The sequence below is a fragment of the Candidatus Pantoea rara genome (assembly GCF_051136265.1).
GTDB classification, from domain to species: Bacteria; Pseudomonadota; Gammaproteobacteria; order Enterobacterales; family Enterobacteriaceae; genus Pantoea; species Pantoea rara.
Genome location: NZ_CP194942.1, coordinates 2,060,836 through 2,080,057 on the forward strand (window position 1 = coordinate 2,060,836; position 19,222 = coordinate 2,080,057).

General features: G+C 56.2%; 15 protein-coding genes. 5 read left to right on the forward strand and 10 right to left on the reverse strand.

Annotated elements, in window-relative coordinates:
• Positions 1–2: 2 nt before the first annotated feature.
• The 4 genes from ACR8BF_RS09685 to ACR8BF_RS09700 form a co-directional block, all read right to left on the reverse strand.
• On the reverse strand, positions 3–1,505 hold the full coding sequence (locus tag ACR8BF_RS09685) for a sugar ABC transporter ATP-binding protein (protein WP_434744856.1): 1,503 nt from the start codon (positions 1,503–1,505) through the stop codon (positions 3–5).
• A gap of 16 nt (positions 1,506–1,521) precedes the next feature.
• On the reverse strand, positions 1,522–2,562 hold the full coding sequence (locus ACR8BF_RS09690; protein ID WP_179895765.1) for a sugar ABC transporter substrate-binding protein: 1,041 nt from the start codon (positions 2,560–2,562) through the stop codon (positions 1,522–1,524).
• 55 nt (positions 2,563–2,617) lie between these two features.
• Positions 2,618–3,598 (reverse strand): TIM barrel protein, encoded by a 981-nt coding sequence (locus ACR8BF_RS09695; protein WP_179895766.1) that lies wholly within the window; start codon positions 3,596–3,598, stop codon positions 2,618–2,620.
• Positions 3,599–3,900: 302 nt separating this feature from the next.
• Positions 3,901–6,258: a membrane-bound PQQ-dependent dehydrogenase, glucose/quinate/shikimate family gene (locus tag ACR8BF_RS09700; protein WP_434744857.1), complete on the reverse strand. Its 2,358-nt coding sequence runs from the start codon at positions 6,256–6,258 to the stop codon at positions 3,901–3,903.
• A 668-nt stretch (positions 6,259–6,926) separates the two neighbouring features.
• Here ACR8BF_RS09700 and ACR8BF_RS09705 point away from each other — a divergent pair.
• Positions 6,927–7,940 carry a GT-D fold domain-containing glycosyltransferase gene (locus ACR8BF_RS09705; RefSeq protein ID WP_434744858.1) on the forward strand — a complete coding sequence of 338 codons (1,014 nt, stop codon included), beginning with the start codon at positions 6,927–6,929 and terminating at the stop codon, positions 7,938–7,940.
• 190 nt (positions 7,941–8,130) lie between these two features.
• Positions 8,131–9,453, forward strand: coding sequence for an MFS transporter (locus tag ACR8BF_RS09710; RefSeq protein WP_434744859.1), 1,323 nt, complete (start codon positions 8,131–8,133; stop codon positions 9,451–9,453).
• Positions 9,454–9,546: 93 nt separating this feature from the next.
• Here the strand turns inward: ACR8BF_RS09710 and ACR8BF_RS09715 are convergent, their stop codons facing one another.
• Both ACR8BF_RS09715 and ACR8BF_RS09720 read right to left on the reverse strand, forming a co-directional pair.
• On the reverse strand, positions 9,547–10,977 hold the full coding sequence (locus ACR8BF_RS09715; protein ID WP_434744860.1) for a purine-cytosine permease family protein: 1,431 nt from the start codon (positions 10,975–10,977) through the stop codon (positions 9,547–9,549).
• A gap of 235 nt (positions 10,978–11,212) precedes the next feature.
• Positions 11,213–11,668 (reverse strand): winged helix-turn-helix transcriptional regulator, encoded by a 456-nt coding sequence (locus ACR8BF_RS09720; RefSeq protein ID WP_434744861.1) that lies wholly within the window; start codon positions 11,666–11,668, stop codon positions 11,213–11,215.
• Between the two features lie 127 nt (positions 11,669–11,795).
• Here ACR8BF_RS09720 and ACR8BF_RS09725 point away from each other — a divergent pair, with 127 nt between their 5' ends.
• Positions 11,796–13,004: an MFS transporter gene (locus ACR8BF_RS09725; protein ID WP_434744862.1), complete on the forward strand. Its 1,209-nt coding sequence runs from the start codon at positions 11,796–11,798 to the stop codon at positions 13,002–13,004.
• Positions 13,005–13,117: 113 nt separating this feature from the next.
• Positions 13,118–13,384 carry a hypothetical protein gene (locus tag ACR8BF_RS09730; protein WP_434744863.1) on the forward strand — a complete coding sequence of 89 codons (267 nt, stop codon included), beginning with the start codon at positions 13,118–13,120 and terminating at the stop codon, positions 13,382–13,384.
• Between the two features lie 44 nt (positions 13,385–13,428).
• Here the strand turns inward: ACR8BF_RS09730 and ACR8BF_RS09735 are convergent, their stop codons facing one another.
• From ACR8BF_RS09735 to ACR8BF_RS09750, 4 genes are all read right to left on the reverse strand, one after another.
• Positions 13,429–14,061 carry a DapH/DapD/GlmU-related protein gene (locus ACR8BF_RS09735; protein WP_434744864.1) on the reverse strand — a complete coding sequence of 211 codons (633 nt, stop codon included), beginning with the start codon at positions 14,059–14,061 and terminating at the stop codon, positions 13,429–13,431.
• Between the two features lie 627 nt (positions 14,062–14,688).
• Positions 14,689–15,990: a PQQ-dependent sugar dehydrogenase gene (locus ACR8BF_RS09740; protein WP_292992507.1), complete on the reverse strand. Its 1,302-nt coding sequence runs from the start codon at positions 15,988–15,990 to the stop codon at positions 14,689–14,691.
• A gap of 12 nt (positions 15,991–16,002) precedes the next feature.
• Positions 16,003–16,410 (reverse strand): DUF2231 domain-containing protein, encoded by a 408-nt coding sequence (locus ACR8BF_RS09745; protein WP_179895776.1) that lies wholly within the window; start codon positions 16,408–16,410, stop codon positions 16,003–16,005.
• A gap of 165 nt (positions 16,411–16,575) precedes the next feature.
• Positions 16,576–17,691: an ABC transporter substrate-binding protein gene (locus ACR8BF_RS09750; RefSeq protein WP_434744865.1), complete on the reverse strand. Its 1,116-nt coding sequence runs from the start codon at positions 17,689–17,691 to the stop codon at positions 16,576–16,578.
• A gap of 347 nt (positions 17,692–18,038) precedes the next feature.
• Here ACR8BF_RS09750 and ACR8BF_RS09755 point away from each other — a divergent pair, with 347 nt between their 5' ends.
• Positions 18,039–19,193: a mandelate racemase family protein gene (locus ACR8BF_RS09755; protein WP_434744866.1), complete on the forward strand. Its 1,155-nt coding sequence runs from the start codon at positions 18,039–18,041 to the stop codon at positions 19,191–19,193.
• Positions 19,194–19,222: the final 29 nt, after the last annotated feature.

Below are 19,222 nucleotides of genomic sequence, written 5' to 3' on the forward strand. Positions count from 1 at the left end.
GGTCAGGCGGTCTGGTCGATATCTTTAATGGCATAGCGGGCGATGTTCTCTTCGGTGATCGCGCTGCCGGTGAGCTCTTTGGTAATCCGTCCCTCACGCATCACCAGTACCCGGTCAGAGATGCGCATGATCTCGGTCATCTCTGACGACACCACCACAATGGCTTTGCCCGCCTGGGCCAGTTTTTCGATCAGGTGATAGATTTCAGACTTGGCGCCAATGTCGATACCGCGCGTCGGCTCATCAAACAGAAACACATTGGCATCTGCTGCTACCCAGCGGCCGATGATCACTTTCTGCTGATTGCCGCCGCTCAGCGTGCCGATGGTTTTCTCAATGTCGAGCGGGCGCAGTTTCAGGTCGGCCATGACCGTCAGCGCCTCGCGGTCCAGTCTGGCCTGACTGATCAGACCCACCGACGTGAAGCGGTGCATCGACGGCAGTGCCATATTCATCTTCACCGCCCGCTCTTTGACAATGCCCTCTTTTTTGCGGTCTTCCGGTACCAGGCCAATGCCCGCTTTAATCGCCGCACGCACGTTGTGGTTCTTCACCGCAACACCGTTGACGCTCACCGTGCCACAGGTGCGCCTGTCGATACCGGCAATCAGCTTCAGCAGTTCCGTGCGTCCCGCGCCCACCAGCCCCGCAATGCCCAGCACTTCGCCAGCACGAACGCTGAAGTTTGCCGCCACCACCTCATTGCCACGCGTCAGATCCTCTACCCGCAGCACTTCGCGATCGGTGACAAATGCCTGATGGTCGAGCTTGTCGATCTTCCGTCCGACCATTTTGGCGACGATGCTCTCCTCATCCTCATCACTGATATTGACCACCCCAACCTGCTTTCCGTCACGCATAATGGTGGCGCGGTCGCAGACCCGGAAAATCTCATTCATCTTGTGCGACACATAGATCAGTGAGACGCCGGTCGATTTTAAGTCGCCAATCAGTTCCGCCAGCCGGTCGAACTCGCGGGGCGTCAGGCTGGAGGTCGGCTCATCCATGGCGATGATTTTCGCGTCATCCAGCAGCGCGCGGGCGATCTCCACAATCTGCTGCTGCGACACCTTAAGGTTCCTGATCGGCGTATCGGGATCGATAGTGGGATCCAGCGTCTTCAGAATCAGAGTAGCCCGTGCCAGCTGGGCTTTCTTATCCACCCACCAGCCGCCAGCGCGGGTCAGCGGGCGACCCAGAAACATGTTCTGCGCCACGGAAAGCTCAGGCACATGCTGCAACTCCTGGTGGATCATCGCGATCCCTGACTGACGGGCGCTGAGCGGACTGCGGATTTGCACCCGGTTTCCGTTGACGCTAATCTCCCCGCTGTCCGCACCGCGCACGCCGGAGAGGATATTCAGCAGCGTCGACTTACCTGCGCCGTTTTCCCCAATCAGCGCGTGCACCTCGCCGGGCCGCACTGAGAAATCGACATCCTGTAGCGCGGCGGCGTTACCGTAACTTTTGCTGATGCCACGCATCATTAAGCGAAACTGTTCCATACCCGCTCCCGCTGACCTATTGTTGAGCCAGCAACTGACGCAACCGGCTGTTGTCTTTAGTGGAGAACGCCCCGACATTCTCTTTGGTGATCAGCGCCTGCGGTGTGGAGATAACGCGCGACAGTTTCTGTCCATTGATCAGACGGATCACCACGTCCATGGCCACTTCACCGGTCAGCACCGGGAAACTGTCTACCGTGCCAGTAAGCTCGCCGCGCTTAATGGAGGCGTAGGCATCGGAAATGCCGTCGGTGCCAAAGATCGCCACCTGTGACGCTTTGTTCTGCGCGCGAACCGCCTCTACCACGCCCAGCGCCATGGTGTCGTTGTTGGCGTAGAAGCCGATGAGATCAGGATGCTGTTGCAGAATGGTCGATGCAGCGTTAAAGGCCTGCTCGCGACTCCAGTTAGCGGGCACGCTGGCCACGATGGTGAACTTGCCGGCGCTGTCCAGCGTCTCTTTAAAGCCACGGGTACGCTGTCCGGCGGCATAAACCCCTGGCTGCCCTTCAATCACCGCCACTTTGCCGCCCTGCGGATGATGCTGAATAAACCATTTCGCCACCCGCACGCCATTATCCTTCTGGACGTTGCCGACGTAGTAACGCGCGTTCGGCATCACCGCATCATTAACATTAACCACCGGGATATTTTTACTGTTGGCGCTCTCCAGCGCAGGCTCCAGGTTGATGTCGGTCTGCGGCGAAACCAGCAGGCCGTTAAAGCCCTGCGAGATCAGGGTTTCCGCAATGGAGAGCTGACCGAGCTGATCGTCTTCATTAGCCGCCGCCTGATAGGCCACGGTAACGCCATATTTTTTCGCCGCGACCTCGTAGCCCTGACCGAGCAGACGCCAGTATTCATTGGTCAGGGTTTTCGATACCCCACCAATCTTCAATGACTTATCGACTTTTGGCAGTGCACCATATTTGGTGTCAAGCTGGGTCCAGTCGGTGCGGTCCGGTTCAGTATCGGATTGCAGGGGTGCCAGTTCTGCCGCATAAACCGTGCTGCAGAGTAGTGAAGAAGCGATAAAGGCAAGCAGGCGTTTTTTCATTTTTATAGTCTCAGCATGTGGGTAGAGATGTGATGTTCTTATGATTAATCGGCTGTCAGCGGGCCAGCATGATGTCGTTGACGATCTGCTGTGAGGCGACCGCATCCTGACGCTCAATAGCAGCCTGTAACTGCGCGTTACCGTGCAACTGGTCACAAAGTCTGAGCAGGCGCTTAACGGTGGCGATGTTGCTCTCCGCTTCACGAATCGGGTCAAGCCCGCTGGCATCCGGGAAGGTATCGAAGTAGTAGGCGCCGCGGTAGCCGTCGCGCTGCATCTGCCAGAGAAACTCCAGCGTGGCGCGCGGATTAACGGAGGCGACCATCAGGCCGTCGTCACGTTTGCCCCAGCCATCATTCAGGTCCAGCCCCAGCAGTCGTGAGCGGCGTGCCACCATCGCAGCAGCGTAAGCCGGGATCTCATTGGCAAACAGCACGTGCGCAAAATCCAGGGTGATCCCCAGATTGGCGCAGCCCGCCTCTTCCACCGCCAGCAGACAGGTAGTGGCGTTGGGGAAGATGCTGTAGGCGCGCGGCTCATTGGGTTTGTATTCGATGCTGACGTCAACGTCCGGGGCATACTCCGCCACTTCACGCACGGCGCTGACCGCATCCTCCCAGATCTTTTTATAGTCGGCCTGGAAGCAGTAATCGAAACCGTCCTGCCCCATCCACAGCGTCATCAGCTGTGAACCAAATTCCCGCCCCGCGTCAATGCCGCGCTTGGTCAGCTCGATCGCTTCGCGACGCACTTTCGCGTCGGGATGAGTGAACGCGCCGATTTTGAACTGCGGCGCATCCCAGCGCATCTGCATGCCGTTGACAGCAAGCCCCGCATCACTGATCGCCTGTCGAAGAGTGGGAATATCGCTGGTCAGATGCTGCGGAAAGTTGAGGTCGAGATGCGTTAAGCCTTTTACCTTGCCTGCGCGGGCAACCATCTGCAGCACAGAGGGCTTGCCCTGCTGATCGGGCCAGTAGAGATGTGCGCCCGAGGCGAACGAGTTGAGACGGGTAGCAAATTTCAGTTCCGACATGAGCATCAATCCTTCAGAGTGCGTATTGTGAAGTACTTTTCATATTCACGATTAGTTGTGAAGTTATGTATTAATCTACGCCTCGCGCTTCAATGCGCAAGTCTGTCAGGACGGGAAAATCCTTAAACCGCGAGCACGGTCACGAAATAGTTTCGGTGTGTTATCAGATGAAGTACAGGGAGTGCCGGGAGAATTTATCTGGAATACAACGGGTTGTAGTGAGCAGCCGGGCGTGGAGTCTGACAGGGAAAGAAATGAAAAAAGCTGAGCGCCAGGGTGGCGCTCAGCGGGACGAGATAACTTTACTTCAGACGGAAAGCGACAACGCTGTCGCCCTGCGTGGTGCCGAGCGAGCCGTGGCCGCCTGCGGCAATCACCACGTACTGCTTGCCATCTTTACCCATAAAGGTGGATGGCGTGGCCTGCGCTCCGGCGCTGAGTTCAGTCTGCCACAGCAGTTCGCCGGTAGTGCTGTCGTAAGCGCGGAAGAAGTTATCTGCCGTTGCGCCGTGGAACACCAGATCACCGGCCGTCAGCAGCGGTCCGCCGTGCGCGACCATCCCCATCGGGAAACCGAGCGGGAAGCGGCCAGGCAGGAAGCTGGTCTTCAGGTTTTTGGTGGTGCCGACGCGGCGCAGCCATTCGGTTTTGCCGGTGGTCAGATCCACACCCACCATCCGTCCCCACGGTGGCGCGATGCAGGGAATACCCAGTCCCGACGCCATCTGCTGGATGTGAATAGCGTAGTCACCGTGGAAGTTCTCATTCCAGTACGGCGTGCCATCTTTGGTGAAGGTACGCTGCGTTTCGGTTTCCGGTGTGCGCTTAATCAGGTTGTATTTGTAAGCCAGGCGTACCGGTGCCGCAATCAGCATCTGACGCTGGGGATCAACGGCTACGGAACCCCAGTTAAACACCCCGATGTTGCCCGGGAAGATCAGCGAGCCTTTCTCGGTAGGCGGCGTCCACGGGTTACCGTCATAACGCAGCTCACGGAAGGTGGTGCGGCAGGCCATCTGGTCAAACGGCGTGATGCCCCACATGGACTTCTCAGTCAGCGGCTGTGGAATGAAGTTCAGGCTCGAGACCGGCTGGGTCGCCGCATACTGCTCGCCTTTAATGCCATCCGTTGAAACCTTAACCTGCTCTACCGGGTAAACCGGCTCGCCGGTCAGGCGGTTCAGCACAAACAGATTGCCGGTTTTGGTCGGCAGAATGACCGCGGGCTGCGGTTTACCCTGATAGTTGATGTCCACCAGCGACGGCTGTGACGGGTTATCGCGATCCCACAGATCGTGGTTTGAACTCTGATAACGCCATTTGAACGCACCGGTTTTCAGATCCAGCGCCACCAGCGCATCACGGAATTTTTCGGTGTTACTGGCCGGATCGCGTTCGATACCGACTTCATCCGGCGAGGCGTTACCAAACGGCACATAGACCAGGCCGTTTTTCAGATCGGCGCTCAGGGTGGCCCAGGCGATCGGGGTATCCTGAGGATAGGTTGCCCCTGCAGCGACCGGTGCAGTGTTATCCGGGTTAGCCGGATCAAAGTTCCACACCAGACGACCGCTGACAGCGTCATAGGCACGAATTACACCTGATGGGTTGCCGCTGTTGAAGCCGTTATCCATCACCGAACCGCCAACAATCACCAGATTGCCTGCCACCAGCGGTGCTGCGGTCTGCATCAGCGCGTGCGGACGCACCTCGCCCATGTTGGCACGCAGGTTCACCACGCCGTTGTCACCAAAGTCCGCGCAGGGCTTGCCGGTATCGGCATCCAGCGCCAGCAGGCGGGCATCGGTGGTCGCGTTGAAGATACGCTTGCGGCAGATCGCCGGTGCTGCGCCCGTCTGCTGCTGCCCCTGCTGACCGGCCTCGAAGTAGCTTACGCCACGACAGGTCTGGTGCTGCTGCAGATAAGAGCGGTTTTTATCCGGCAGGGTTTTCCATTTTACCGCACCCGTTTCCGGGTCGAGAGCATGGACTTCGTTGTGCGGCGTACAGAAGTAGAGCATGCCGTTGGCTTTCAGCGGCGTCGCTTCAAAAGTGTATTCAGTCGCATCATCACCCTGGCGCAGATCGCCGGTGTGATAGGTCCAGGCCACTTCCAGGTCTTTAACGTTATCTTTAGTGATCTGCTTCAGCGCCGAGAAACGCTGGCCATCCGCCGTTCCGCCATAGGCGCTCCACTCTTCAGCGGCTCCGCCGGTCGCAGAGGCGTTGCGCGGCGTAGCGATAGTGCCCTGTTGCGGCAGCGGATCGTAGAAGCAGAGGCCAACCACCAGCAGCACCATCAGCACCACTGAACCGCCGAGGAAAGGATGGAAGCGACGCTGTTCCTGATAGAGCGGACGTACCACCCACGGCAGAGCCAGCCAGACGCCCAGCACACCAAACAGGTCGCCGCGCGGGATCCACTGCCATTTGTCGAAGCCCACTTCCCAGATAGTCCAGAACAGCGTGACCCACATCAACAGCGCATAAAGCGTCAGCGCACTGCGTTTGTTCATCATCAGCAGGATCGCGCTGAGCAGAACGCCCACGCCCATCAGCGCATAGAACGCGCTGCCTCCTGCAAGCAGGAGTTGTCCTCCCATGTAAATCAGGGCGATAGCAAATATCACCATGATTATACTGGTTATTTTATTGATCATGATCCTTCCTCGGGTCATTAGCGGCGATAAGTAAGTTAAGCTGGAAACATAAATTCAACGAGATTTTAACTTACGCGCGAAATATGTAAAAACGTGTTCAGGCGTAAATCATTAGTAATATTTATTATAAATATTACCTTCTGAGGTATTCAGGCCGCTTTTTTTACTTTCTGAAGGCAGAATAACGAGATATACATCACAAAATGTTAACCATAGGCTGCTAACTACCGCACCTTTTGTTCAAAGGCGAACAATTATCAGACAAGGCGCGCTTCTGTAATGCAGCCGTACGTTTGCCCGGTGAACATTTTTCAGTGTCAAATAGTCATAATGATTTATTCACCCTGCCCTGCAATAACTCTTAATGCTGAATTTGGAAAAGCCATTGACCCGTTTTTTTTCTCAGCGCGAACATCAAGGCTGATGCGGTGTGATGAATTTTAAAATTTTTTTAAAATGTCGATAACGCCGCGACTTTACTTATTTCAGGGAAAATTAAAGGCAGAGAACAGATTAATAAAATAAGGAATTTCTACGATGAAAACGATTTCAGATATTCCGTAGCCTGACACGGATTTTACCTGTGATATATATCATCACGCTTATTATTATTTATCCGGCCATCAGGCGGGATTTTCTATGGCAGCAATAACCCAGGCAGGTTCATTATGTCCGCACTTCATGCTATTTATCGCAAGTTTCGTTTTCCGTTTAAATTTATCAATGCCGCGCTTCGCTATCCTGCTGCACAGGCACAGGTAAAACGTTATTCCGTGATGTCGATAGAAGAAACAATTGATCTGTTGTTACGTAACCCACATTTATCCCTGGCCCGATATGGCGACGGTGAACTGGAAATGACCTGGTATAAAAATATCGGTTTCCAGCCATTTGACCCGAAGCTCTCTGCCCGGCTCAAATCCCTGCTGCAGCAGGAGCCAGCAGCCAATCCAGACTGTCTGATCTGCCTGCCGGATGCCTTTCGCACCACCCGCAGTATGCGAAGTGGATCGGCCCTGTTCTGGTTCTTCCATAAAGCATTTTACTTTAAACATTATGAGGCTCTGCTGAATAAACAGGTCCGGTATGGCAATACTTCTGTTACCCGGCCTTATCACGATTATAAAGGCAAGCAATTATCCCGGACGATATTTGATAAATTCAAACAGCTCTATCAGGGGCGCCGGGTATTAATTGTTGAAGGCAGTGGTACACGTCTGGGATTAGGCAATGATTTACTTGAGGGGGCCAGCGACGTTAAACGTATTACCACACTGAACCGTAATGCCTTTTCTGTTTATGATCGCCTGTTTGAAACCGTTTCAGAGCATGCCGTCAACTTTGACCTGGTCTTAATTTCATTGGGCCCGACCGCCACCGTACTGGCGTATGATTTAAGTCAGCGCGGTATCCGTTGTATTGATAGCGGCCATGTCGATATCGAATATGAGTGGATGCTGGCCAGTGCCACCACAAAAATAAAAGTGGAAGGCAAAAACGTCAATGAAGCGGGCGTACTGCTGAGTGAGCAAACCACGGTGGACGATGCGACTTATCAGCAGCAGATTTTGCTGCACCTTGGCGAAATGCCGCAGAACAAGACCGCAGAAGAGGTCGCGATTGATGAAGCCGTGATTATCCCGCTGCCACATGTCAGCACCACACATCATAACGCCGCCTGAGACTCACCATCGACAGGCAACGCCTGCACTGCATTGATGCGCAGGCGAATAATGAGCGGGATCAGTGTACGCCATTCAGGGCTGGCCTGGCGGCCCGCACCCACTCTCCGCCCCCTGTTTGCCGGATACATGCCTTTCCGGCATCAATTTTGCTTGAGCTCTCCTGAGACACTTAATCAGGAGAAGTGAGATGACATCCAGCCGTTACCGTTACACCCTATTTTCACTGCTGTTCCTGATCGCCCTGATCAACTACATCGATCGCGGCGCCTTGTCGTTTGCAGCCAACGCTATCGCAGCGGAGTATCACTTCAGCAAAGTCCAGCTTGGTGCAGTGCTGGGTTACTTTGGTTTTGGCTATCTGTTTGGTTCATTGTGCGGCGGCTTTCTGGCTGACCGCATCGGCACGAAAAAGGTCTGGCTGCTGGCCGGCGTGCTCTGGTCACTGCTGGAAATCGCTACCGCCTGGGCGGGTGAGCTGGGTATGGCGCTGTTTGGCGGCTCCGCCATTATGGGCTTTGCTGCCCTGCGCATCCTGTTTGGTTTTTCCGAAGGGCCGGCCTACGCGCTGATGAACAAAGCGATTGCCCACTGGGCACCTGATAACGAGCGTGGTTTTGCGCTGGGCATCGGTCTGCTCTCGACACAGGTTGGCGCGCTGCTGACGGCCCCGATGGCGGTTGGCCTGCTGCTGCTGACCCATGACTGGCGCATGATGTTTATCCTGCTCGGGGTGTTCTCCCTGCTGGCGATGGCGCTGTTTGCACGCACTTTCAGCGACAGCCCGGATAAGAGTCCCCATACTGATGCCGCAGAGCGCGCGCTGATTCAGAACGGTCAGCGCCGCAGCGCGGGCGACAGCGTGCCATTGCCCTGGTGGCGCTTCTTCACCAGCCGCACGCTGGTCTGCAACGCACTGGGCTACTTCTCCTTCCTCTACATCACCTTTACCCTGGTGACCTGGATGCCGAAGTATCTGCAGGATAATTTCCATTACGATCTGCATTCGCTGTGGTACGTGGCGATGATCCCGTGGAGCGGTGCCTGTATCACCGTGCTGCTGGGCGGACGCATTGCCGACGCCCTGCTGGCCCGCTTCAGTAATCTGCGGCTGGCGCGTAATCTGTTTGCCGCCGTCACGCTGTGCGGCACCGCCTGCTGCTTTATGGCGATCCCGTATGTGCAGTCGGCCGCCGGAATTATTGCGCTGATGACCCTGGGCAATGCACTGAACGCGCTGGTGAATAATGTCTACTGGTCGGTGGTCATTGATGTCACCCCGAAAGCGTCGGTCGGCACCTACAGCGGCATGACGCTGGCGATTGCCAATCTGGCAGCGATTATTTCTCCCATGCTTTGCGGCTGGCTGGCGGAATACTACGGCTACAACGCGATGTTTACCGTCACCGCAGTAATCGCCTTCGGCAGCATGCTGGCGATGACACTGCTGCAGCCTGAAAAGCCGCTGGTGGCCGAGGCGCAGACCGGCGTGGCGGATGTTTCAGCGGCCTGATTTCAAACGCGCAGTTTTCCTCACACGCGGGTGAACACCCACCCGCGCAGAGTGACATTCCCTGAACCTAAGCCGCCCAGCGGCTTAACCTGGTCACACCGCAGGATAAATGGACTGTTCAGGTGTGCCACGGCGATCCCAGCGGCTGGCGATCAGCCACAACAGTGCCGTCGCAAACCAGCCGACGATCCACGAGACATCATTACCGGCAAAGATCCAGGTGAGCGATCCATGGTACAGCGGATTATCGATAAACGGCAGTTGCACCAGCACGCCCAGAAAATAGACGGTAATACCGGCAAGGTTCCAGCGTCCATAGCGTCCGTCCGGCTGCGACAGTGCCGGGACATCAACCCTGCCTTTGGTGATCAGATAAAAATCGGTCAGGCTGATCGCACTCCAGGGTACAAAGAAAGCCAGCAGAAAGAGCAGGAAGTGGGTGAAAGATTTCAGGAAGGCCGGTTCACTGAGCAGAGCAATGACGCAAGCCAGCGCCACCATCAAAACCACAAACAGAATGCGCGCTCCCCGGCTCAGCGTAGTTTGCTGCCGGAAGCCAGAGACAATGGTCGTCAGTGACATAAAACTGCCGTACGCATTCAGTGTGGTAAAGGTGATTTTCCCAAAGCAAATCGCGAAATACATCACCATAGCCATGGTTGCCGTGCTGCCCATACTTACGATGTAACCGACCTCATTGCCTGCAAACGCACTTCCGGCAATGGCAGCAACGATCACCCCCAGCGTCATTGACGCCTGGGTGCCCAGTACGGTGCCCAAAAAGACCGAACTGAAGAGTTTCCTCGCGGAGACATCTGCTGGCAGATAGCGCGAATAGTCCGAGACATAAGGACAGAAGGCAATCTGCCAGGAGGAAGAAAGAGAGACCGCCAGCAGGAAGTTTGCCAGGGTAAAGTGCTGATTCTGCCACACGACGGATAAATCATGCGTAGTGAACAGCGTGATAAACAGATAAGCAAAAGCTAAAACGCCAATGACGCTCGCCACCTTCCCCAGTTGATGAATCACGCGATAGCCCAGCACCGCAATGATCACGATCAGGGTGCTGAACAGGATCATCCCGGTGGAATGACTGACATCGATAAGTTTAGCCAGCGCCTGCCCCGCCAGGACGGTCCCGCTGGCTGAAAATCCCACATACATCATGCACACCAGCACCAGAGGAATGACGGCACCAAACACCCCAAACTGCATACGGCTGGTGATCATCTGCGGTAAACCCAGGCGCGGGCCCTGGATAGCATGCAACGACATGATCGCTGCGCCCAGAACCTGACCCACCAGTAAGCCTGTCAGCGACCACACGACGTCCCCGCCCAGCACCACGGCCAGCGCACCCGTGACAATCGCCGTGATTTGCAGGTTGCCACCAAACCAGAGCGTAAACTGGCTAAAGGGATGGCCGTGACGTTCACGCAACGGGATGTAATCAATGGAACGGGTTTCTGACAGGCGCGGTGTCTCTGCGCCTGAATAATCTGATACAGATGATTTGACCGACATAGATTCCTCGCTGAAGCAGTGAGAGACGCGTTTGCTGAAAGAGTGACGTGCCCTATCCAGGGTTGAAGATACCTGTCTATACAACTAGTGAGGATGTCATGCGAATTGGCAAGTTACAAGGCAACCTGTCATTGGAAAATGTGATGATATCGACAGGCCGACAACGCAGATCGGGATCGCATGCGATGCCAGCCTGTCAGGTGCAGCGTGCAGTGAGGAGGCAATACGCTGACGGTTATTCTTCCGCAATCACCCGCTGACGATGGCAGTCGGTGGGATCCAGTTTCTGTCCCTGAGACGAATAAACTTCAAGACGTGGCAGCGGCTTGCCTTCCGCATTATCCAGCAGCACCGAGTAGGTCTCGCCCTTTTCAAACAGATAACGTTCGCCCCACTGGCGCATAGCCACTATCACCGAAAACAGTGAACGGCCTCTTTCGGTCAGGACATATTCGCTGTAGGCACTGCCATCCGAGGCCGGCGCAATCTCAAACACCCCAATCTCCACCAGCTGCTTCAGGCGCGACGCCAGAATATTTTTCGCCAGCCCTAAGTTGCGCTGGAAGTCACTGAATCGGCGAACGTCATCAAAGGCTTCACGCACAATCATCATGCACCAGCGCTCACCTATCGACTCCAGGGTTCTTGCAACCGGACACTCGCTGGTTCTCAGGGATTCCTGCTTAGCCATTTTATTCTCTCACTCTGCCAGTCTGATGAGCCCAGCTTAGCCACCCTGAAAAGAAGTTGCAAAAAAAAACCACCGCGGTTAATGATATTGCTAATCCAGTTTCAAATAAAAACCAGAAGGCATAATCATGACCACGACGACATGCAAGGCTCAGGAAGCCGATCCATCGCCCGCCGCGATGCCGGTGCTCTCGCCCCGGATGATCTTTTTGTTCTCACTCACCTCTGCGCTGGCGGTCGCCAATGTTTATTCGGCGCAGCCGTTGCTGGAATCGATAGCCACCAGCCTGCAGGTTTCTCCCGGCACCATTGGCACAGTGGTCACGGTCACCCAGACCGGCTACGCCCTCGGATTACTCTTTCTGGTGCCGCTGGGCGACTGCATCAACCGCAAAAAACTGGTGCTAACCCAGCTGCTGCTTTCCGTGCTGGCGTTAGCCGCCGCGGCTTTCGCGCCCGACCTGATGACGCTGCTCTGTGCAATGCTGCTGGTGGGATTAATGGCGGTAGTCACACAGCTGATGGTGGCCTGGGCCGCCATGCTGGCATCGCCCACGCAGCGCGGACAGGTGGTGGGCAGCGTGACCAGTGGTATCGTGATCGGCATCCTGCTGGCGCGCTTTATTGCCGGAATGATTGCCGATCTGGCGGGCTGGCGCGCGGTCTATCTGACGGCCGCCTGCCTGTTACTGCTGATCTCGCTGGTACTGGTGAAAGTGCTGCCTGCCACAACCGGCCAGCCGCAGCGCAACGCTTACCTTCAGCTGTTACTGTCGGTTTTACGGCTGTTTCGAACGGAACCGCTGTTGCGCAGGCGAGGCATTCTCGCGCTGCTGATTTTTGCGGCCTTCAGTATGCTCTGGTCTTCGATGGTGCTGCCGCTGACGGATCTGTCGCTGACACACACCGCGACTGGAATGTTCGGACTGGCAGGTCTGGCCGGGGCGCTGGCGGCCTCCAGAGCGGGCACATGGGCTGACCAGGGACGGGGGCAGCGAGCCACCGGCTTCGCTCTGGTACTGCTGACCTTCTCCTGGCTGCCGATAGCCGCGCTGCAAAGCTCGCTACTGCTGCTGATAGTCGGGGTGGTCCTGCTCGACTTCGCGATCCAGACGGTACATGTGATTAATCAGAGCCTGCTGGTGGCTGCCCGGCCCGAGGCGGCCAGTCGTCTGGTCGGTGCCTATATGTGCTTTTACTCGCTGGGCAGTGCGTTGGGCGCGATTGCCGCTACCCAGCTTTATGCCCACTGGGGATGGCAGGCCGTCTGCTATGCCGGTGCTGCGGTCAGCGCCTCTGCCTTTCTTTGCTGGTACGGGTCCCGTCATGCAGGATAGCCGCGCCCTCCGGCGGACCACTTCTGAACCTGCTGCCAGAAGACTTTGGTATACAATGCCCTGCCGGTTCATATAGGTTATTTCTCACAGCCACCCTGTTCCAGGAGGAGCACATGCCTGACTATTGTTTTTTTAAAAAGGGTCACCAGATTACCGTGCTGGAGAGAGACGACAGCGCGGGCGCGGCTCAACTGTCACAGCACGGCTACGAAAAGCAGTCTGAAGAAGTGACCGCCCTTGATGAAAACCGCGCACTGGCGCGTTTTCATGATATTCGAAATGAAGAGCAGCATCGGCAGAATGCTTCTGCCCGCGGCAAAGTGTTTGTCGTGTTGACTCTGGGACTGCTTAGCGTGGTGGGCTGGCTCTTTTTTAAATAGGCAGACGCACCCTCAGTCAGCGGGAAAATGGCCCTGGAGGACCATTAACCGTCGTGCCGCTGGCAGAACGCGTCGATGTCGCCGTGCTGAAAATCGGGCAGATTCGCAAGCAGTTTCTCCAGCGACCAGTTCCACCAGGCAATACGCTGAAGGCGGGCGGCAATCGCTGGCGTAAACCGCACCCGCAAGGGTCTGGCTGGCACACCGCCAACCACGCTGTAGGGCGCAACGTTTTTTGTCACCACCGTGCCTGCGGCCAGCACGGCACCATCACCAATAGTGACGCCGGGCAGCACAATCACACCGTGGCCGATCCAGACATCATTTCCGATCACCGCCCGATCGGCGCGACGGGCCGCAAAGAAGCCCTGATCGCGGCGGGCGTCGGGATGGTAATACTCCGGGCAGTAAGTAAAGCGATGCTGGGAAGCGCGATCCATCGGATGATTCGGTGCGCCGATCCGCACCTGATTTGCGATGGCGCAGAAGCGCCCCACCTGGGTGTCGGCCAGGCAGCAGTGTTCGCCGACATACGAGAAGTCACCCAGCTCGCTATATTCCAGCGAACTGTGTGCCAGGATCTCACACTGCTGACCCACGGTGGTCTCCCGCATCTTCACACTTTCATCAATCCAGGTGTGGGCTAAACGGGCGGGCATAACGGCGGCAATGGACATAAAATTCCCGGTCTGAATAAGCAGCGCCCCGGCGGCGTGCTTTGCCGCACCACCTTACCCGCCCCTGATGACAGAGAATTGACACAGAAAAAAGGCGGAGTGGTTAGCTCCGCCTTGTTTCAAGTTCCGGTTAACCTGCGTGACCGGTCAGTTGCATAAGGGCAACGATGATCTGCAAGATGACCCGGATAAGATCCAGAATCAGCTTAGTCAGTTCCATCACTTTCCTTCTCCTTCTACAGGAGCGCGCTGTTCGGCAACCAGGGCTTTGACTCTACCCGCCGGGCGCCTAAGCACATCTTTGTGGAGAGGGCTGAGCGGCACTCATGGTTAAAGCCACAGGCCAGCACCACCTGATGCCTGCCGGGATTTTAAAACCGTGCCCCTGGGAGCGGCCAGTCGACAATGAGGCGATGCTCAACACTCAACACCTGTATAAACATACAGCATTTTGGCGAAACTTGAAATCCTTAGCCGCACATTTTACAATCTGGTTTGTGGAGAGTGCTGAGCACCTCGTTCGCAGCGCGGTTACCAGCCGGGTAGCGAACAAAAAAATAAAGGATTTGGCGAGATGCCAAATCCTTTTTTTATGCCTGCTTTCTGCTTAAAAAAGCAGCACAGAACCTACTTCGCGGCGCTGATACGCCAGACCGTATTCCCTGCATCATCCGCAATCAGCACGCCGCCCTGTTTGTCGCTGGCCAGACCCACCGGCAAACCACGCACCTGCTTTTCATCATCCGTCAGGAAGCCCGAAACCACCGTCTGCGGCTGACCCACCGGCTTGCCGTTTTCGAACTTCACCCACACCACTTTGTAGCCATTGAGCGGCGTCCGGTTCCAGCTGCCATGTTCACTGATAAACGCACCGCCCCGATATTGCGGCATGTTATCGGCACCGTAGAACAGCAGGCCCAGCGGGGCAACATGCGAGCTCAGGGCATAATCGGGCTTGATCGCCTTCTCTACCAGGTCGGGACGCTGCGGTTCGGCACGGGTATCGACATGCTGACCAAAGTAACTGTAGGGCCAGCCGTAAAAGCCTTTATCCTGCACCGAGGTCATGTAGTCCGGCACCAGATCGGAGCCGATTTCATCACGCTCATTGACCACAGCCCACAGCTTGCCGCTCTGCGGTTCCCACTGTAATCCGGTCGGGTTGCGCAGTCCGCTGGCGTAGATTCGGCTGGCACCGCTGGCCGCGTCCACTTCCAGTACCGCTGCACGGCGATACTCCGCGCCAATGCCGTTCTCGGTGACGTTACTGTTAGAACCGACACCCACATAAAGCTTGCTGCCATCGGGGCTGGCTAACAGCGATTTCGTCCAGTGGTGGTTAATCGGTCCGCCGGGCAGTTCCGTCACCTCTTCTGGCGCAGTCCGGATTTCCGTGTCGCCTTCGCGATACGGGAACTTCACCAGGCTGTCAGCATTCGCCACATAGAGCGTATTGCCAATCAGTTGCATGCCAAACGGTGAATGCAGATTCTCAATAAAGCGATGCTGCTCCCATTTGCCATTGACATTACGCAGCAGCGTAATGCGGTTGCCACCTGCGCCACCTTTACCCGAGGCTTTTTGCACGAGACCCATAATCAGCTGTTTAGGCCGGGTGGTTGGTTTCGGTGGCCCATTAGATTCTGCCACCAGCACATCATTATTCGGCAGTACGTAGACCTGACGGGGGTGCTGCAGATTCTCAGCAATTTTTTCTATTTTCAGCCCGTCAGCCACTTTTGGCATCTCCCCGGCTTTCCAGGGCGTGCCTTCCGGCACCTGCATCGGCGGCATAAAGAAATTCTTCGCCTGCGGCAGTTCAGGATTCGCTCCGATCTGCTTTTGCGGATCGACCAGCGCACCCTCATCACAGCCTGCCAGCAAGGCGGTCAGGGTCAGCGCGAGCAGCGTTTTATGCGGTATGTTCATGGTGGCTCCTCCTTAAGCGCTACGCTGACGTAACGCAAGTTGCACATTCGCCAGCAGCAGCAGCGCTACCACCAGCGTCGAAAGCGTCACGCCCAGCGGGATCACAGCGGCGGCATCACGGCTGTGAATAAACGCATTGACGATAGCGATCACAATCGCCACCAGCCAGAGCCAGAAATGGCCTTTTTCCGCACTGTCACTGCCACGAAACAGATAAATCAGCGCGATGAGTCTTGGCACAATCGCCACGATCAGTCCCAGCGCAATCAGCCAGCTGGCGGCATCCGTCCAGAACTGCACAAAGGTCTGCATGTATAAGATGTCGAACAGCCAGGCCGCCACAAAAAAGCCCAGCGGCACAGGCTCCAGCAGAGCATACAGCGTCACGGCAAAGGCCGATCTTCCCAGGGTATTGCGCATGTTTCTCTCCATTTTTAACGTGAATGCGGATCGGGTCAGACGTCGCGCTGCTCAGAGCAACCGACCCCGCGCCTGTAAAAGATTAGTAAATCTGAAGAGAAACAGAGGGTTTATTCGAAGGGAATTCCAAATCAGGCGGATGACGTCCCTGTCATCGCCGGTCAGTCAGGGCTTATCAGCGGGTAACGTCACCCAGTATCCTGGCTGATAAGGCAGCGGCAGGAACTTCTCGTGGAACGCGCGGAAGGTGGCGTCCGGATCCACATCGGCAAACAGATCGGGATGCAGCCATTTCGCCAGTGCCTGGATAGCCACAAACTGATACGGGCTGTCGTAGAACTGATGCCAGATGGCGTGGACGTTGCCGTTGTGCGCGACCGGTAAGGTTTTAAAGGCATCACGCATCATCAGCGCTTTCAGACGCGATGTGGCGTCGGTGACATTGGCACCCGGACCGACGCCGACCCATTTGCCTACGGTGTTGTAGTTCTTCCAGTTTGCGCCGGTTACCACCACCACATCCGGCTGGCTGGCGATAATCTGCTCAGGGTTAACGGTGCCGAAGGTGCCAGGAATCAGATCTTTGGCGATGTTGCGACCGCCCGCGATCTCCACCATCTGACCAAAATTCTCATTGCCGAACGACATGCAGCACTCGTCGCTGTAGCCGCCTGCGCGGTCAATCATCACTTTCGGCCGATAGCCGGTGAAATTTTTCAGACGCGAGGTCACAAGGTCAATCTGCTGCTGGCGGAAGGTGATGATCTCCTGAGCCCGTGCCGGTTTGTTCACCAGTTCGCCCATGATGCGGATGCTTTTCTCCGCGTTCACCATCGGCGCTTCACGAAAATCGATAAACACCACCGGCACGCCAACTGCCTGCAGTTTTTCGATCAACTTGCCTTCATCAGTAGCGGCTTTGGATTCCAGATTCATCAGCACCAGATCGGGCTTCAGCGTTAATGCCTGCTCAACGTTGAACGTGCCATCTTTGGCGCCACCAAAGGTCGGTAATTTTTTGATTTCCGGGTAACGTTTCTCATAAGCCTGATACCCGTCCCAGTCGGCTTTGTGCAGGTCATCACGCCAGCCAATCACCCGTTTAAACGGCGCGTTGGTATCAAACGCCGCCAGAAGATAGATCTGACGGCCCTCACCCAGAATGATGCGTTTGGCCTCCTGTGGCACCTCGACCTGACGGCCTGCGACATCGGTAATCATTTTGGCCGAAGCCGTCCCTGCCAGCGTGAGCAGCCCCAGTGCTAAAAACCATTTTTTCATTGTAAAAGCCCGCACAAATGATAATGAGAATTATTAATGTAAAGCGGCGTTACTATTACCTAAAAGTGCTGTCAGGGGAAGTCCCGGGCACATGTTTTTTGCGGCGGCGGTTAACGGGCAGCGAGGAGGGTGAAAAGTCAGCTTCCAGAGACAAAAAGCGCAGCGTGTCGTTGCTCACAAAACGGTCAGCTTTCGTGAATATGTTCACAACATCCTGGGCAGATGCACACATATTAGCCATCAATCGTATCGTTTTGGCTAATGCGTTAATGATTTGTGAACGCTAGATTGAAAATGAAACAGCGTTTTAATAATCAGTCAGGATAGCCTGCCACAGGAGCTTAACCGTGAAGATCAGCGCCATTGATGTCACCCTTTTCACCTATCCCACCCAGCGCTGTGCCGACAGCGCTGGCCACTCCCATCCCGGTCCGGAAAATGATGCGCAGATGGCGTTACTGACCCTGACCAGTGAGGATGGCGACTGCGGTTATGCCTTGGCGCCGCCGGAAGTGGTGCGCTCCCACGTGGTTAACGCCTTCTTCCGCAAGGTGCTGATCGGTCAGAACGCCTTTGACCGTGAGCGTCTGTGGCAGGACCTGGCACACTGGCAGCGCGGTAGCGCCCACCAGCTCACCGAACGTGCACTCTCCGCTGTGGAGCAGGCACTGTGGGATCTGATTGGGCGCAAACTGAAACAGCCGGTCCACAAGCTGCTGGGCGGCTATCGCGAGAAGATCCCGGCTTATGGCAGCACCATGTGTGGCGATGAGCTGAACGGCGGTTTATCGACGCCGGATGAATATGCACAGTTTGCGGAAAAGCTGGTGGCGCGCGGGTATCAGGCGATCAAGCTGCACACCTGGATGCCGCCGGTCTCCTTTGCGCCCAGCCCGGCGATGGATATCAAAGCCTGCGCGGCAGTGCGCGAAGCAGTGGGTCCCGATATCGCACTGATGCTGGATGGCTACCACTGGTACAGCCGCAGCGACGCGCTGACCATCGGCAAAGCGCTGGAAAAGCTTAACTTCGCCTGGTTCGAGGAGCCCATGGAGGAAGAAAGCATGGCCTCTTACGCCTGGCTGGCCGACAACCTCTCCATCGACGTGCTCGGCCCGGAGAGTCTGGGCGGCAAGCATCACAGCCGCGCAGACTGGGTCCGCGCGGGCGCCTGCGACATTCTGCGCGCCGGTGCCAACGGCGTGGGTGGCATTTCCGCCACCCTGAAAGTGGCCAGTCTGGCTGAAGCCTTTGGCATGGATTGTGAAGTGCACGGCAACGGCGCGGCCAGCCTGGCGGTGGTCGGGGCAATTCGTAACTGCCGCTGGTATGAGCGCGGCCTGCTGCATCCCTTCCTGGATTATGAGACGCCGCCCGCCTACCTCAACAGCCTGATTGATCCGATGGACGATCAGGGCTTTGTCACTCTGCCCACCCGCAGCGGCCTGGGTGAAGATATCAACTTCAGCTGGATTGAGACCCACACCCTGAACCGCTGGTAATGAAGTACAGCAAATAATAATAACGCCGT